The 17,741-nt window shown below is 39.8% G+C and carries 13 protein-coding genes and 1 pseudogene; 1 reads left to right on the top strand and 13 read right to left on the bottom strand.

What is annotated here, in order from left to right:
* Positions 1 to 3: 3 nt before the first annotated feature.
* The 6 genes from K4I03_RS07965 to K4I03_RS07940 all read right to left on the bottom strand — a co-directional run bounded on the left by K4I03_RS07965 (position 4) and on the right by K4I03_RS07940 (position 5,948).
* Positions 4 to 537, bottom strand: a complete 534-nt coding sequence (locus K4I03_RS07965; protein ID WP_125408834.1) for an isoprenylcysteine carboxyl methyltransferase family protein — start codon at positions 535 to 537, stop codon at positions 4 to 6.
* Positions 538 to 719: 182 nt separating this feature from the next.
* A complete protein-coding gene (locus tag K4I03_RS07960; protein ID WP_227964525.1) occupies positions 720 to 1,466 on the bottom strand; it encodes a DeoR/GlpR family DNA-binding transcription regulator in 747 nt (248 codons plus the stop codon).
* 256 nt (positions 1,467 to 1,722) lie between these two features.
* The gene (locus K4I03_RS07955; protein WP_002902641.1) at positions 1,723 to 3,198 is read right to left on the bottom strand and encodes a PTS galactitol transporter subunit IIC; all 1,476 of its coding nucleotides are present in this window, start codon (positions 3,196 to 3,198) and stop codon (positions 1,723 to 1,725) included.
* Positions 3,199 to 3,229: 31 nt separating this feature from the next.
* Complete coding sequence (locus K4I03_RS07950; RefSeq protein WP_009659841.1) at positions 3,230 to 3,535, bottom strand: PTS sugar transporter subunit IIB; 306 nt, start codon at positions 3,533 to 3,535, stop codon at positions 3,230 to 3,232.
* Positions 3,536 to 3,555: 20 nt separating this feature from the next.
* Entirely contained in the window at positions 3,556 to 4,032 is a 477-nt protein-coding gene (locus tag K4I03_RS07945) for a PTS sugar transporter subunit IIA (protein WP_227964523.1), read from the bottom strand.
* Between the two features lie 344 nt (positions 4,033 to 4,376).
* Positions 4,377 to 5,948 carry a DEAD/DEAH box helicase gene (locus K4I03_RS07940; protein WP_227964520.1) on the bottom strand — a complete coding sequence of 524 codons (1,572 nt, stop codon included), beginning with the start codon at positions 5,946 to 5,948 and terminating at the stop codon, positions 4,377 to 4,379.
* Positions 5,949 to 6,305: 357 nt separating this feature from the next.
* Between K4I03_RS07940 and K4I03_RS07935 the strand changes: the two are divergent.
* Positions 6,306 to 6,703: pseudogene (locus tag K4I03_RS07935) on the top strand (hypothetical protein).
* A 31-nt stretch (positions 6,704 to 6,734) separates the two neighbouring features.
* On the opposite strand, the gene icd reads toward K4I03_RS07935, so the two are convergent.
* The 7 genes from icd to K4I03_RS07900 all read right to left on the bottom strand — a co-directional run bounded on the left by icd (position 6,735) and on the right by K4I03_RS07900 (position 17,692).
* The gene (icd, locus tag K4I03_RS07930) at positions 6,735 to 7,931 is read right to left on the bottom strand and encodes an NADP-dependent isocitrate dehydrogenase (protein ID WP_227964518.1); all 1,197 of its coding nucleotides are present in this window, start codon (positions 7,929 to 7,931) and stop codon (positions 6,735 to 6,737) included.
* Between the two features lies 1 nt (position 7,932).
* Positions 7,933 to 9,051 carry a citrate synthase gene (locus K4I03_RS07925; protein ID WP_227964516.1) on the bottom strand — a complete coding sequence of 373 codons (1,119 nt, stop codon included), beginning with the start codon at positions 9,049 to 9,051 and terminating at the stop codon, positions 7,933 to 7,935.
* 2 nt (positions 9,052 to 9,053) lie between these two features.
* The gene (gene acnA, locus K4I03_RS07920; protein WP_227964513.1) at positions 9,054 to 11,717 is read right to left on the bottom strand and encodes an aconitate hydratase AcnA; all 2,664 of its coding nucleotides are present in this window, start codon (positions 11,715 to 11,717) and stop codon (positions 9,054 to 9,056) included.
* A 212-nt stretch (positions 11,718 to 11,929) separates the two neighbouring features.
* Entirely contained in the window at positions 11,930 to 12,838 is a 909-nt protein-coding gene (locus K4I03_RS07915) for a magnesium transporter CorA family protein (RefSeq protein ID WP_002896103.1), read from the bottom strand.
* 97 nt (positions 12,839 to 12,935) lie between these two features.
* Complete coding sequence (locus K4I03_RS07910; protein ID WP_125439126.1) at positions 12,936 to 14,336, bottom strand: hypothetical protein; 1,401 nt, start codon at positions 14,334 to 14,336, stop codon at positions 12,936 to 12,938.
* 8 nt (positions 14,337 to 14,344) lie between these two features.
* A complete protein-coding gene (locus K4I03_RS07905; RefSeq protein WP_227964511.1) occupies positions 14,345 to 16,435 on the bottom strand; it encodes a sensor histidine kinase in 2,091 nt (696 codons plus the stop codon).
* Positions 16,436 to 16,438: 3 nt separating this feature from the next.
* The gene (locus tag K4I03_RS07900) at positions 16,439 to 17,692 is read right to left on the bottom strand and encodes a DNA cytosine methyltransferase (protein ID WP_221761879.1); all 1,254 of its coding nucleotides are present in this window, start codon (positions 17,690 to 17,692) and stop codon (positions 16,439 to 16,441) included.
* Between the last annotated feature and the right edge of the window lie 49 nt (positions 17,693 to 17,741).

The raw sequence follows: 17,741 nt of genomic DNA, 5'->3' as shown, positions 1-17,741 counted from the left end.
ACTTTATTCACCAGCAATTCCATTTGGAATGATAACTTCCTTGAGTAACTGCTCTTCTTCTTTGATACGGACATAGAGGGTGATACAGTAGAGCGGGAAGAGGATGAAAAGAGCAAAGTAGGCATGACTGAGCAGGGCCAAGCCCACCAATTCTGGTACAACATTCAGGAAATAATTAGGGTGTTTGACATTGCGAAAGAGCCAGTGGTCGACAAACTTATGATCCTTAACCAGCATAAGCTTGATGGTCCAAACTGGTCCCAAGAGCTTGGCAACAAGGTAGAGCATAAACATAGAAAAGAGCAACAACACAGCTCCCAGTAGGCTCACCAAGTCAAAAGCTGGCTTTTTCAGGAGCAACTCCAGAAAGCAGACCGCGTAAAAAAGCATGTGTAGGTACTTCATGATATTTGAGTTTTTCACCCCGTACTCCATGCCACCCTTGGCCAGAATATCCTGCTCATTCTGAGAGGATTTCCTCAAAAACACCAAACGAAAAAGCGACACAGCCGCAAAAATCACTATAATGATTGTCATAAGACCTCCTAAAATTTAATAATACATTTTATTATATAAGGAATTCCGCGACTAAGTCAAGACTGTTGTTTACAAAATCGACCAAGATATAAAAAAGCCGCGACTAGAATTTCCAGACAAAATCCCAGTCACAGCCTCTATAAAATATTTATTTGAAGCAAGTTTCTTTCACCGGTCAGACATCACAAAATTTCAACATAAGTGCTGTATTTTTCCTTGACTTTCGGAGCTATATTATCGTCCGTCACAACTGCACTGAGGTTGTCCAGCCGGTAAAAAGAATAGAAAGAATAGCTGTCAAACTTGCTGTTATCGGCTACAATGTATTTGCTGATGGCATTGTTAAGGATAATCGCGTCACCGTTGCCTTCCTCTTCATTGCTGGTGGTAACATTATGACCGTCAATGCCATTCGCCCCAATAAAGGCCTTGGAAACCTTGATTTCTTTCAAAAGATTATTGGCAAACTGACCGACAAAGGTTTGAGTCTTAGCCCGATAACGTCCGCCAATCAGAATTAAATCTAAAGTGGCTCTTTCTTTTAACTTCTCAAAAATTGGCAGAGAATTGGTGACAATGCTGATATTTTTTCCATCCAAATAGTCTCCGATAAAATCTGTTGTGGTTCCTGACCCAATAAAGACCGTATCCCCGTCAGCAATCAAATCCGCACATTTACGGGCAATCTGCTTCTTCTCCTCAACATTCAGCATTTGCTTTTCTGAATGGGAAATCTCGTTGAGAGCATTCTTGACCTTCTTATGGGCTCCGCCATGAACACGGGTCAGCATGCCCTGCTTCTCCAAATCAATCAAATCCCGACGAATGGTCATATCCGTGACACCCAGCATTTCCTTGAGGTTTTTAACAGCAACCACACCTGTTTGATCCAGTTCTTGCAGAATGATTCTATGTCTACTTTCTTTCATTTTACATTCTCCTTTTGCTCCTGAATTTCTTACAGACTCACCTTCACCTTATTATACAACAGTTCCAGCATATAAACAAAGATTTGTGAATTTTTTTATTTTAAGTAGCTGATATGTTGAATTTAAATATGTAAATTAGTGCTATTTAATCTGTTCTACAACAAGAAAACTAGACTTTATCTATATCAGCCTAGTTTTCTTCGCTTGACTATTTGTTTTTATGGCTTACTTTATATCTTATTCTAGCCACAAGCTTTTATTTTTCCTTTGCAGCGTAGGCTTCGTTACGTTTGATCATTTGTTTTCTATACCAAGCAAAGATTCCTACATAAGCTCCCAAGAAGATAACTGCACCGATGATTGCTTTGATATCACCAGTTGTAGTATTACCGATGGTCCAGCCTAGCAGCTTCTCAATCGGCCCTTCAAGCGTAGAGTGAGTGATTAATTGCGATTTGCTAACTCCTTCAGGGAAGGCACCAACACCTTTAGCAAGTTCTGTTGCGAATGGTGCAATCAGAGTCCCTGACAACAGGAAGAGCGGAAGCAAAAGACTTCCAAACACAATCATACGTAAGAGTTTGCCACGTGTAACTACCAAGAGCGCTGGAGTTACGCCCATTGCAATGATACCAGCCAATGGTAGAATACCATTCCCTACTTTAGAAAGAAGAACTGCTTCAATCAGCATGATTGGTGCAAGTACGTTGGCACAAGCCCAGATTTCAGCACGACCTGCAATAAAAGGCCAGTCCAAACCGATATTAAACTTGCGACCTTGCAGACGTTTTGTAGCAACGTTTGTAATACCTTGTGAAAGTGGTTCTACAGCTGCAATGAACCATGAACCAATCAATGAGAACAGTTCCAAGCAGACACCGGCAGTCAAACCTAGAGTCAGCCAACCTTTAATGACTAATTGCCAAGTGTTTGCATCTTCTGCACCTGCTACAGGGTGTGGAGTTCCCATAAAACCAATGACCACCCCGAGAAGGAAACCGATAAAGAACTTAGAGCCCCAGAAACCAATTTTCTTATTCAAAGCTGCGGCATCAAAGTCATATTTGTCTAGCCATGGGAAGAATTTATCAAAAATCTTATCCAAAACCATGATGACAGGATTCATCATATAGTTCATGTGAGTAGACGTCATCGGAGATGAACTTGGTGCATTCAAAAGATCATCAAATGTTGGCTTCATCAAGTCTGAGTTGATGATTTTCAAAACACCAACTAGGACAACTGCTGCAGTCGCAATCAGTAGTGATACAGCCGGACTCACATGATTGTTATCCGCATACCACTTAATTAGCAGTCCGGTGATGGACAAGTGCCAAATATCAAAGATGTCAACATCCAGTGTATTTGTCTTTTTCATAACCAGCATAACGACATTGACAATCAGCATGATAAGCAAGAAGTACAAGGTCCATGGAGAACCCCAAGTAATTGTTGCCAAAGGAGCCCAGCCAACATCTGTGATGTTAAGCTGAATGCCTGTATTTTCAACAAATTTTGCAAGTGAAGCTGAGAACGCTCCATTCAGCATACCGATGATGGCCCCGATACCCGTCAAAGCGATGGCTAGCTTAATACCACCCTCCAAAGCTTTGGAAAATTTTACACCAAACAACAGAGCCAAGACAGTCAAGATAATCAGCATGACTATCGGGCCGCCCATTTTTATAATGGGATCAAAGAACTTATTCGCTATATCAATAATAGCATTCATAACAAAACCTCCTGGTTTAACCTTTTATAACCTAACTTAGACCATGCTCTTTAATGGCCGCTTCAATATTGTCATACACCGGAGCACTCATAGCTGGGATACGGAAGAGAATCGGTCCTGCTTCAATAACAGGAATTTCTGGTGTGAAGCCCAAATCTGTTGCTGCAATCGGTGTAAAGATATCGTATCCTTGAATTAAATCTTCATTGACATCCTTGACCATTACTGCATCACAATGAACATCATAACCACGGTTTGACAATTCTTCCTCAAGGGCACTTTTGATTTGGTGGCTGGAATTTACACCAGCTCCACAGGCTGCTAAAATTTTAATCATGGTAAAAACCTCCATTTAATTTATTTGATGACTGTTGAAATATAGTGAAACAATTCTTCTTCAGTGTTGCACTTAGCTAACTCAGCTAAATTACCTTGGCTAGTGAAGAAGTCCATAAGCTGTGCCAAAATGTTAGTTTGACTTGAGCTAGAATGGTTAATAATAAAGAATAAAAGAGAGACTGAAACTGTCTGTGCAGGTGCAATCATATTGTGGAAAGTCACAGGCTGTTCCAACTTAACCACAACCACATTCTCTGTTAAGTTGTGCTCAATGTCTGTATGGGGAATAGCTACATTTGGCAAGTCTTTGCCTAAAAACTCCATATCCAATCCAGTTGGAAAAGATTTCTCTCTTTTTATCAGAGCCTCTTTATAAGAAGGCTTGACAATTTTTCTCTCTTCCAGTAAATCAGCTACCTGATAAAATAGCTCTTCTTGACTTTTTGCAGTTAGACAAAAAACTAACTCTTTATCAAACAATTGAGAAAGCTCCATTATTACCTCACCTTGTTTCTTTTTGTTTGTAAATTCATTATATCATTATGATATAATATAGTCAATAGCTTATTATATCTTTTTTATAAATTGTTTGTTTACAATAATTAATAAATCGTGTACTATTTTGTTTGATTTGATAACCAAGTAACTAAATTACACTTTATGTACTTTTTGCTTATAAGATTTCTCACAAAAAACGCCACAAGATTGTGGCGTTTTTTATCATAAAATACTTAAATGTTCCAATCAAATTTTTTTACAAAAGACGAGTATAATAGCATTAACATCTCATCAAAAGAAAAAACTCTGATACATATTTGATGTATCAGAGTTCTAATTTTTTATTTATCACCCTTGTTACGGATAACAAAGCCGGTTTTCTTTTCGCTAGAAGTATTGCGTGGCTTCTTATGGTCCTTGCGGTAGCGATTTTCTTTATCGAAACGCTCGTCTTTGCGACCTTTCTTAAATTGGTCACGACGGCCACCTCGGTCACGGCGGTTGTCATTGCTGCGACGGTTGCTATTTCCGCCACGACTGCCCTTGCCTTTTCCGCCAAAGCCACCGCCAGACGGTTTAAATGGCAATGGTTTTTCACGGGCAATTTCTACTTCAGGAAGAGCATCTGGATCCTGCACCGTCAAGCTGAGGATATACATAGCCAGCTCTTCCGGACTGAATTCTGCTGCTAGCTTGCGGGCATCCTTGCCAAATTTCTCAAAGTTAGAACGGATGTTTTCATCCGCAAAATCGCGTTCAATCTTCTTAAGAGCAACTTTTTTCTTAGCTTGGAAAGCTTCCTCTGCAGTCGCTGGCTTGAGGCCTTTCATACGCTTCTTGGTCAGATTTTCGATGATCTGCAGATAGCCCATTTCATTTGGCGCTACGAAAGTAATAGACTGACCTGACTTACCAGCGCGACCAGTCCGACCAATCCGGTGAACATAGCTTTCTGGATCCTGCGGAATGTCGTAGTTGTAGACATGGGTTACACCAGAAATGTCCAATCCACGCGCTGCCACATCTGTCGCCACCAAGACATCCAGATTGCCGTTTTTAAAGTCGCGTAGAACGCGAAGGCGCTTGCCTTGGTCCAAATCACCATGGATACCCTCTGCTCGGAAACCGCGGATTTTCAGGCCACGAGTCAGCTCATCCACCCGGCGTTTGGTCCGACCAAAGACGATAGAGAGCTCTGGCTGCTCCACGTCCATCAGGCGGGTCATGGTATCAAATTTTTCATTTTCCTTGACACGGATATAATACTGGTCTACCAGCTCTGTCGTCAGCTCTTTAGCAGCAATCTTGACATGTTCAGGCTCCTTCATGAACTTAACACCGATACGCTTGATAGCATCCGGCATAGTCGCTGAAAAGAGCAAGGTCTGACGTTCTTCTGGCACACGGGAAATGATAGACTCAATATCTTCCAAAAAGCCCATGTTAAGCATTTCATCCGCTTCGTCCAAAATCAAAGTTTCAATCTGATTCAGCTTAAGCGCCTTGCGTTTGATCAAATCCAAGAGACGGCCAGGTGTTCCTACGACGATATGAGCACCAGATTTGAGGGCCTTGATTTGCTTTTCGATGCTGGAGCCACCGTAGACAGAGCGTACCTTGACACCCTTGCTGCGGCCAAAACGGAAAAGCTCTTCCTGACTCTGCACGGCCAATTCACGGGTTGGAGCGATAATCAAAGCCTGCACAGCAGGATTATCTGTATCAATCTTCTCCAAAGTCGGAAAGCCAAAGGCTGCCGTCTTTCCTGTCCCTGTCTGGGCCTGACCAATGACATCCTTACCTGCCATAGCAAGCGGAATTGTCTGCTCTTGAATAGGGCTTGCTTCTACAAAGCCAGCTTTTTCAATCTCTGCTAGTAATTCAGCAGATAAATGTAATTCATTAAATTTCAATGTTCTTCTTCTTTCTAAAGGCGGTGCGAAGCCACCTTATAAGGCTTTTGATACTCAACTATCGAAACATACCAAGTGCTTTTCTCTTGCTAAATCTCGATTTTCTGAGAGTATTCGCTCTTCTCTTCATAAATATGGTCTCTCAAGTCCGGGCACTAAAAAAGCGCCGACTCGGTCGCTAGTTCCCACTGAATAGAAAAACTGTATTTCTGCAACTAATCTAGTATACCACAAAAGCACCTAAAAAGATAGAACTTGGCTGTAAAATATTTTATTAGAGATTCTTTTGTAAAAAAATGAAAACTTGAAAATCATTTTCAAAAACATTATAATCTACAAAGAAGAAAGGAGACAGGGATGAATAAATTTTTACGAGTGATTTTCATTTTACTAATCTTAGCTATGCTGGGCGCGGCTATGATCCAGATTTTCCAGCCCCAGCTCTTGGGCAATGAGTCCATCTACGGCCTAGCCCCCTACTGGCAGCGGGAAATTGGTTTCTGGAATCTGGCTATTCTGCCTTTAGTCATTGCCGCCAACATAAAGTATGATTGGTTTTATCTACGGATGACCCTGCTAGCACTGATTCTGGGTGGGCTGGGCTTTGGCACCAACCATCTGCTAGGCTATCTGGAAAAGGCGAATCAAGCCAATCTACTGGGCTGGATTGAAAATTATCTGCTAGTCGTTTGCTGGATCATCGGTTGGGGACTGGAATATCGAAAAAGACAAAAAGTGATGAAGAGACTGTCTAGATAGGCAGATCCTTCATCGCTTTTTTCTTCATTATGGACACTTCTCTATATTAGCCAGCAGCTCCTCAGCAAATTGACCAGTGGTCAAGGCTGCTACTCCTTCCAGCTGACTGGCAAAATCTCCTGTCACTTTTTGCTCAAAGAGAGCCTTCTCAACAGCCTTAGTCAGGAGATGAGAGACCTCCGACCAACCAATGTAATCAAAGAGCATGGCCCCCGATAAGAGAAGAGAACAAGGATTAGCCCTGTTTTGACCTGCTATATCTGGCGCCGTCCCATGAGTAGCTTCAAAAATAGCATGACCAGTCTCGTAATTGATATTGGCCCCTGGCGCAATACCAATCCCGCCCACCTGAGCAGCCAGAGCATCGCTGGCATAGTCACCATTTAGATTGGTCAAGGCGATAACATCAAATTTCTCTGGATAGAGCAGAATCTGCTGCAGAAAATTGTCCGCAATGACGTCCTGGATGATTAGTTTTCCAGAAGCTAGCTCGTCCACATACTCTCTTTGAGCTAGTTCATAGCCCCATTTCCGAAAACCGCCCTCTGTAAATTTCTGGATATTGCCCTTGTGGACCAGAGTCACCCGGCTCAGTCCTTTGGCTAGTGCATAGTCAATAGCCGCCCGTATCAGCCGCTCGCTTCCTTGCTTAGAGATAGGCTTGATTCCAATAGCAGAGCTTTCTGGGAAGCGAATCTTGTCAACCTGCATATCTTTCTGCAGGAAATCGATGACTTTTTGGACTGCATCCGTTCCACTCTCCCACTCAATCCCTGCATAGATGTCTTCTGTATTTTCCCGAAAAATCGTGATGTCAGTCTTCTCTGGGTGCTTGAGCGGACTGGGAACTCCCTTGAAATAACGAACCGGCCGCAGGCAGGCGTAAAGGTCTAGTTCGTGTCTCAGCGCGACATTCAAGGAACGAATCCCTTCTCCGACTGGGGTTTCTAGCGGACCCTTAATAGCCACCAGATGGCTCTTGATCGTTGCCAGCGTTTCATCCGGTAGCCAGTCACCCGTCAGGTCCGCCGCTTTTTTCCCAGCCAAAACCTCCTTCCAAACAACCTTTCTCTGGTCACCATAAGCCTTTTCTACAGCCTTATCAAAGACCAGCCGGGCGTTTCTCCAGATATCAACCCCAATCCCGTCACCTTGGATGTAAGGAATAATAGGAGCATCCGGTACCAGCAATTGCCCTTTCTCAAATAAAATCTTATCTGCCATTTTATCTCCTTCCGATGGGAAGATACTCCAAACCTTGAGCACCGATATAGTTAGAACGTGGTCGAATCAGCTTATTGTTCTTGCGCTGTTCCTGAATATGGGCAATCCAGCCAGCCACCCGACTCATAGCAAAAATCAGGGTGTAAATACTGCTGTCAATGCCCAACACATGGTAAACCGTAGCCGAATAAAAATCGACATTTGGTATCAGGTGCTTGGTATGCTTCATATAGGCTTCAATTTCTACTGAAAGCTGATACCAAACCTCATCCTTGGTCCCCTGTGTCAAGTCCTTGGCCATTTGACGCAGGTATTTTTCACGCGGATCTTGGGTCTTGTAAACTCGATGACCAAAGCCCATAATCTTCTCATGAGAGGCCAACTTGCGATCTAGGTAGGCCTGGCAATCCCCTTCCTCTCTGATCTCTTTCAGCATATCAAAGACACATTCATTAGCGCCGCCATGAAGCGAGCCCTTGAGCGCTCCAACAGCCGCTGTCACGCAGGAATAAATATCGGTCAAGGTTGAGGCACAGACTCGAGCCGCAAAGGTTGAAGCATTGAGCTCATGATCGGCATGAAGGACCAAGGCGCAGTTGAAGGCTTTGACCTCAAGCTCACTCGCCTCTTGTCCTTTGAGCATATAGAGGAAATTAGCCGCAAAGCCCAAATCCTCTCGTGGCTCTATTGGAGTCTGACCCGACCTCAGCCTGGCAAAAGCCGCAATAATAGTCGGCATCTTTGCCATAAGCTGGATGCTCTGCTCATAGGTCGCTTCTAGAGACGCTTCCTCAGCATGGACATTATAAACGCCCAAAAGACTGACCGTTGAGCGCAAGACACTCATGGGATGAAGGTGCTTGCGGGACTGGATGAGAATACACTGCTCCACCGCATCGCTAATGGCATAATTAGCTCGCAAATCTTCTTCAGAATGCTTGAGCTCAATTTGAGTCGGCAAATGCAAATGCCACAGCAGATAAATCACCTCTTCAAAACTTGCATGGTGCTCTACCAATTCAGAAATATTGTAGCCTGCATAAAATAAAGAATCATCCACAATCTGGCTAATCCTGGTATCACAGGCAATGGTATCTTTCAAACCGTCCGTCTGACTCATGCTCACACCTCCTCTAATTTCTTTCTAACGACCATGGGTAAAATTCCTCCATTTTCGTAGTAACGAATATCCGCCTCTGCATCAAAGCGCAGCCGAGCTTGAAAAGCTATTTCTTCAGCACCCTTCCGAGCTACCACATCAACTAGCTGGCCAACTTGCGGATCCTGCGGCAGATTGATGTCAAAAATCTCCTTGCCTGTTAAGCCTAGACTAGCCGCATTTTCGCCCTCTAGATACTGCAGAGGAAGAATCCCCATCATGACCAGATTTGACCGGTGGATACGCTCAAAACTCTCTGCCAGCACCACCTTGACACCCAAAAGATTAGCCCCCTTAGCTGCCCAATCACGGCTGGACCCCATACCGTAGTCTTTGCCAGCTAAGACAATGGTGCCAATTTGCTCCTCTTTGTAACGCATGGCTGCCTCATAAATGGATAGCAACTCTCCTTTATAATCTGTGTAACCGCCAATTTTCCCATCCGCCAGTTCGTTTTTTATCCGAATATTGGCAAAAGTCCCCCGCATCATAACCTCATGATTGCCCCGACGGCTGCCATAAGAATTAAACTCTTGGTAATCCACTCCGTGCTCCATTAAATAGGAAGCTGCTGGGCTGTTTCTGGCAATATTTCCTGCTGGGGAGATATGGTCTGTCGTCACCGTATCCCCAAATTTTGCCAACACAGCAAGATTTTTCAGTGGCTGAATGGCTAAATCATCAGCTAAGCCATCAAAGTAAGGTGGATTTTGAATATAGGTCGAAGCCTGATTCCACTGATAATTTTGAGAAGAGGCTGTCGGAATCTGATTCCATTTTTCATTATCGTCAAACACATGAGCATATTCTTTTTCAAAAAGCTGGCGCGTCACATATTTTTGAACATAATCTGCAACCAAATCGTGCTCTGGCATCAAATCCATCAAATAAACAGGCTGCCCCTTTTGATCATAACCTAGTGGCTCACTGGTCAGATCAATATTGGTATTTCCAGCCAGAGCATAGGCAACTACCAAGGGCGGACTAGCTAGGAAATTGGCCTTGACCAGTGGATTGATTCGTCCTTCAAAATTGCGATTGCCTGAAAGAACAGCACTAGCCAGCAAGTCAGTATCCGTAATCGCCTGAGCCACTTCCGGTCGGAGATCGCCTGAATTTCCAATACAAGTGGTGCAGCCATAGCCGACAAGATTGAAACCAAGCTGATCTAGATAGGACTGAAGACCACTCTTCTTGAGATAGCCTGTGACCACCTTGCTGCCAGGAGCCAAAGAAGTCTTGACAGTCTTTGAAACGCGTAAGCCTTTTTCTACTGCTTTCTTGGCTAAAAGCCCCGCAGCCATCAGGACATAGGGATTGGATGTATTGGTACAGCTAGTAATGGCAGCGATAGCCACATGGCCGGTCTTAATCGTCTCCTCATGGTCAGAAAACTGAACCACTGCAGACTTTTCCAGCTCGCTCTCATCTAATCCAAAGCCTCGGACCCCCGCTTCTCTGACTAGACTAGCTTGAAACTCTTCTTTAGCAGCTGTTAATTCAATCAAATCTTGGGGACGCTTGGGGCCTGAGATGCTCGGCACAATGCTGGACAAATCAATTTCGATTACCTTGGTATAGTTCGGCTCAACCTTTTCATTATAGAAGAGGTGATTTTTTTGAGCATAGAGATGGGTCAGCTCGATATGATCTTCTGATCGATTGGTCAGACGCATGTAATTCAGCGTTTCCTCATCTATCGGAAAATAACCGCAGGTAGCTCCATATTCTGGCGCCATATTAGCCACCGTTGCCCGGTCAGCCAGACTTAGATGAGACAAGCCTGGCCCAAAGAACTCGACAAATTTACCAACAACATTTTCTTGACGCAAGATTTGCGTGACCTTTAAAGCCAAATCCGTCGCTGTCGCAATCTTAGGTAGCTTGCCCAAAAGACGGACACCAATCACCTCAGGAACTGGGAAATAAGAAGCCTCACCCAGCATGGCAGCTTCAGCCTCAATCCCACCGACTCCCCAGCCCAGAACACCGATACCATTAATCATGGTCGTATGACTGTCCGTCCCAAACATGCTGTCTGGATAGAGTTGGTCCTCCTTTTCAATGATGACATCACTGAGAAATTCGATATTGACCTGATGGATAATCCCGGTAGCAGGAGGGACCGCCCGATAATTATCAAACGATTTTTCTGCCCACTTAAGAAATTCGTAGCGCTCATTGTTACGGACAAACTCTTGATTCATATTGGCCTCTAGAGCTGTATCACAGCCATAAAAGTCCACCTGAACACTGTGGTCAATAACTAAATCAACCGGAATCTCTGGATTAATCTGATCGGCCTGACCTCCATGCCCGACAATAGCATCGCGCATACTAGCCAAATCCACCACAACAGGAACACCTGTAAAATCCTGGAGAATGACTCGACTAGGCTTAAAAGGAACTTCTCCGCTTGGTGATTTAGCTTGATAATGCATTAAAGAACCGATGTTATCTTTTGTTACGTCAATCCCATCTTCCTTACGAAGAATACTTTCTAATAATATGCGTATAGAATAGGGAAGCTCTTCTATATCCCCTCCTAGTATAGCTGAGGCTTTATCAAGGTCTGTATATTGGTATACTTTACCTTTGTAATTTAAATCGTTTAGGTATTCTGCCATATTTCTACCCCTCACTTATTTTAAATTGTTTTATATTATACTTTATTATGAAATTTTATGCAATAAAAATTATAATTTTTATGTTATGTTTTCTAACACAAAATAACAGTTTTTTAAATACAGGCAAACTGTACTAATCATTTTCTTTCCAAAGCAAGAAAAAAACAAGCACCATTCTCGGTGCTTGTTATAGGGAAAATAATTTCAAATATTTACTTCTTATTGGCTAACCATTTAAGAAGCTTGGTTAGAAGTCCCCAGATGATTAGACTAATGACAACAATATAAATCCAGGCATTTTTATCATTAGACAAGGGCAGAGGAACATTCATACCAAAGAAACCCGTGATAACTGCGAGTACTGCCAAAAGGACCGAAATAATGGTCAAGACCGTCAAATTGTCATTCAGATTGTTGTTCAGGATGTTATTGTAGGAGCCAGAGAGCTGGCTGAGAACTTGAGCAATCAGATCGGTCATGGAGACGAGCTGACGAGCCTCAATCATAGCATCCTCAAACTGCTCAGTTTCTAATTCATCAAAACGTCGGTAAATGCCATGACTTTTGATATGCTCTAGGAGCATACGATTCTGCTTAGCTGCAGCAACTAGATAGACCATAGAAGTTTCCAAGTCGGACAGGGCAAATAGGTGTTTTTTGGTAGTGGTCTGACGCAGGAGAGCATTAATCTCATCCTTGCGCTTGTCCATCCGCTCAACAACCGGATAGTAAGAATTGGAAATCAACTCTAGACTAGCAAAGAGAAACTTATAGACCGATACTGGCTCATGACGCTCAGTATAAGACTTCATCATATCGACAACATAGGCATTGTCTTGGTTGCTGATCGTAATGAGCCGTCTCTGTTGCACCACAAAGGTCATAGGAATCGTCTCATAATGTTCCTTATCTGTCGCTAGATCAAGGACATTGTAGATAAAGACAACAGTTCCATTCTCACGATTGTAATCCATGTGAGCCCGCTCGTTCTTATCCAGCGCATACTCGATGGTCTCTTTATCAATTTCATAATCCTGATAAATCCGGGCATTCTTTTTGAAACTATCTGAGTCAATGTTGATCCAGACAGACTGATCTTTTAGTTTTCTTTCCAGAAACATGGAGCTCCTTTCTATTATTTTTTTATTTAACGAAAACTACTTTCTCTTCCTCTAACTTCTTTGAAGCTAAGATTTTTATCAATAAATATGATAGTTTTTAAAGCGATTGAAATCCTTTTCTTTGTATATTAGCTGCCAAACTATTTTTTATCGATTGCAATAAATCACTATTTACTGAAAAAAGCATTTCTTTATCCTCAAAATAATCCCTGCTTTCATCTTGAATTGGAATTGTCCTAAATTGTGACAAATCCAAAATCAAAAACACATCAAAGCACTCTCCATTAGCTTTAAATTCAAATTTTGGAGACAAAAATATTGACTGTGGTAAGCATTTAAAGTTTAATTCACCATTTGCTTTTATTGAATAAACCAAAGCTTTATTTTTTTCTCCTTGGGTTAGTTCATTCGTAAGAGTTGTAAAAACATTTTTCATTAAAGACTCTGAAATAACCATTCCTGGAATCACTCTATAAAAATTTCTTTTATTTTGGGCTACATCACACTCTGGACTGATTTCAAGACCTACCGTTTTGAAGTAATCATTCTCTGTTTTATTTTGATTTGCAATTTCTATGAATTGCCCTCTTAGTTCATTATTTTTAATGATATTATCATCAAGGAAAGAAGAGCTAGGCATTGAAAACACTTGCCCTATACGACTAGGATTATCTATTGTATTAATATTCAGCCAACTATTTACTCGTGCAGAATTAACTTCATAATTGTCTTCTGAGGAAATTTCACTAAAACGATCCTCACTTAGCTTGATATCTTCTATTTTATGATTTAAATACGATGAAAAAACAGTATTTAAACTTTGGTATGCAGCAACTATTAACTGTTCATTTCCCACATTTCTTGAAAACTGTTCCAAATTAATATGAGATAATAAGTGTACTAACTGTTTTGCACTCATCCCTTGACCAACATCAGAAGTTTTCTTTATTAATTTCTGACTTGTTAACAATATTTTATTTTCCCAGCTTGAATAGAATTCTAGTAGCTCTATGCCACTTACCATTTCTTCTAGTTCTCTTTGAAACTCTTCCACTCTATCGCTGTTGAATTTATAACCATCAACTTCTGTTTCAAAGTAATCTGCTTTATTTAGACATTTGATCTCTAAAGGTTTTAAATGAGGATATGTTACGTATATTTTTTCCATATCATTATTGAACTCTTGAGCATCATTCTTATTCTTACTCCAAAGTAAAATAAAATACGGGCCGTTATCTTCGTCTATAATTCTTGTTAAATTTGCAGCTATTGTAGAAACTTGACTAGCGCTACCTGTGGTCCCCTCAGTTAAATTGTAATCTAAAAAAACTAGTCTTGTCGCTTCTTTCTCAATGCTTTTTAACGGTAAATTTTCATACTTTCCGTCATAGTATCGAAAAGACTTATTATTTTTTGATAAAAGTTTAATTAATGGTTCTGCTTCCGTATATTGATCATCTAAAATTACAATAGATCCATTATTAGGCAAATTAATCATATCCTATCTTATCCCTCCGGCAGTGGTAAACTTAGTATTATAGTCGCTCCTGATTGATATTCTTTCGGTAAATCTAAATCTTTATTTTTTGGAAAAAGTAGCTGTCCTTTTTGTGAATTCATAATTTCGTTAACAATATTTAACCCTAGACCAAGTCCACCTTGTTTTTCTCCGACAAAAGGACGAATCATATCCTCTGGATTCCCCTGAAATCCTGTTCCGTTATCTGCTATTATTAGCTCAACACGATCCTTATCAGTTAGTACCGTATCGATTAAGATTTTTTTTTGTTTTTTCCCTGATTTATGTATCCAGTATATTGAATTATCAATGATATTCATGATAGCAGACACAATCAAACCTTTGTCACACAATACCTTGTAATTCTTATCTTTATAAAAACTATCAAGCGAAACTTCATGGGCTTCCAACCTAAACTCAACATTAAATAAAGCATTATTAATAATCTCTATAACAGAATAGTTAGATTTTCTTCTATTTCGTAATATAGAAGTATATCCATCAATTAGATCTCGCAATCTAAGAGTTAGTCGATTGATTCTTTCAATTTCTTTAGAATTCCATGAAACTGTAGAAAGCTCCTTTACAATTTTTTCCATCTCATGAATAACAATTGCATAGTTACTTGTGGCTGATGAAGTTTTTACATACGTTTCTTTAATAAATTTATACTCTGACTTCACTCGATTTAATTTATGAGAAATCTGTTTCTTTATTTTTGTTTCAACATCTAAAGATTCAATATCATTTGCTACCTCATCAATAATATCAACCAGATCTTTATTATCTTCTTTTAAGGATTGGCGTAATCTATCCTTATCGATATTTCTTTCCCTAGTAAATTCAAATAAATACTTCTCAATTATATTTACAAACAATTCATAGCTCTGGTTGTCAATGAAACCTTCTCGATTTGCTTTTTCAACCAATCCTCTACTATTTTTGCGTTTTAGAGATATAGCTCCTAAAATTATATTGTTACTCAACGAACTAGCTGGATTATTTACACGTTTTGAGTCAAGATTGAGCCAATCGTTCCCCTTTTCACCATAATCTAAAACTCGCATATTATCACGGAAAATTCTTATTCCCCCATTTTCGGTCAAGTAATCTTTAAAAGATTTTTTATCTTTTACAATAAAGCGAGTAACATCTGATGATTTATCAAAAACATACAGCTCAATAGAAAAGTCATTTATCCCTTGCTGTTCCATGAATTTTTTAGGTTTCCCTTGAAAGAATTTAGCTGGGTCTTTACGTTTGCTATCACTAAAAAGTTCAAGCGGGATAACATCTTTTTCTATCCTACGAGATTCAACTGACATATTATCATATGGTGAAAACTCATACTTAAAATCTTTAATATTACCATCTTTAAAATTAGCTGTCGAACGGTACAAAGCAAATTGTTTAATCTGATTGAAATTTAAAATGCCATCAAGCCAATCTTCGTGTGTACTTTTTATATTAACTTTAAACGATTCTTGGGACTCAAACGGAGAATTCAAAGAAATGATTTGTCTATATGTTTCACGAAATTTACGTTTATCCCACTGCTCTATATTTCTAATTTGAATCCTTGTTCCAGTACTATTTATAAACTTATGAGGTTCCCGTTCCTCAATAGTAATTGGTATTTCATCTAAAAACTGATTTGAATCAAACTTACTCCAATCAATTTTAAAATATACTTCGGGATTTCCCTTCGATCTAGTAATAATTTCAATTTCTTTACCTAGTTTATGAATTCCGAATCGGCCAATTCCTTTTTCTCCAATCGGTAAGCGCCCCAACTTAGTCTTCTTTTCTTCATCAACTTGATTCTTTTTATGAGTATTTCCCGGTTGCATCCAGACATCTCTAATCGTTTCAAAAGACATTCCTACTCCGTTATCTTCAATAACGATTTCCCCAAGCATTTCTGAGTCTAAATAAGATAAATTCACCTCACATTCTTTGGCATCAGCATCGTATGAATTTTTTATTAACTCCAATAATGCGATACCCTCATTTTTAATTAGTTGATCTCCCAATTGAATTAAAATTTGAGCTTTCGGTCTAAATTTAATTTCTGTCATCTCTCAGTCCTCGTTAATAAAATATTCCTCTAATTTTTTTGCAATATAATAAGCCATTAGAGGAGGTACTGCATTGCCAATTTGGGTAAATGCTGCTGTTCTAGGCCCTTCAAAAAAATAATCATCGGGGAAAGATTGAATTCTAGCGGCCTCTCTGACACTTATGGAACGACATTGCTTAATATCAGGATGTATAAAATAGTGCCCGTCCTTAGCAATATGTGCAATCATAGTATGAGAGGATGGTAAATTTGAAGCTAAAACTTTAAACCTATCTAAAAATGATTTTTGATTTTTGTGTGTTACAAGATTTTTAGGTAATGAGTCATATCTCAATCTTACTTTACTTTTATCCCATAATTCAATTGCCTTAGCATAAATTTTTCTATCTCTTTTATTTGTATATCTTGAAACATGCCACGTCAATGGAGCATCACTATCTCTTATGAAACTCTTAACCAGATAGTCGTTCGATTTCGATATATACCTATTATCTTCAGTATTAATATCTAGCTTAGCCAAATCATCTAAAATAAATTTTACACTGGAATTCGGAAAATATTTTTTTTTAAAAACAGGGTATGAAAAATTAAATTCTTTTTTCCATCCAATTAAGATGACTCTCTTACGATTCTGTAGAACACCAAAATCTTCAGCATTTAAAACTTGATATTTCACCTTATAACCAGATTTTGAAAACGATTCTATAATATCTTCTAAAATTTTCCCCGATCCAGCAGTTAAGATACCTGGGACGTTTTCAAAAATAAACATCTTGGGAGAGTAACGAGTAATAAACTTCACATATAGTTTATACAAATAATTCCTAGGATCATCTTTCATACCAGTGAGACTTACAGAGCGGCCCATAATAGAATATGCTTGACATGGAGGCCCTCCAATTACTAAATCCACCCTTTTTGTCTCAGATAAACCTACAAGGTCATCTATTTGTGCAAAAAATTCAAGAATATTATCATCGCTAAGTTCTGCATTTATAACGCTTTCCAAAATAGCATCCGGAATTAGAGTCCATAACTCATCTCTAGAAATCTCTTTCTTAAGATACTTATAATAACTTTCTATACTATTATTCTCTCTTAAATAATAATAGGCTAGTCTTGTCTTTAAAGTATCACAAGCATGCTTATTCATTTCAACATGAGCTATAGAGTTGTATTTACCAGTTCTTTTAAACCCTTCAGAAAGACCACCTGCACCCGCAAATAAATCTATATATTGTATATTAGTTTTCATCTATTCATTCTTATTCTTATAGAAATATATTCCTTTTTTATTAACTTAT

The organism is Streptococcus sanguinis (genome assembly GCF_020729725.1).
Classification (GTDB): Bacteria; Bacillota; Bacilli; order Lactobacillales; family Streptococcaceae; genus Streptococcus; species Streptococcus sanguinis_V.
The sequence above is the reverse complement of the archived record's forward strand: the minus strand, read 5'-3'. Positions and strand labels throughout refer to the sequence as shown.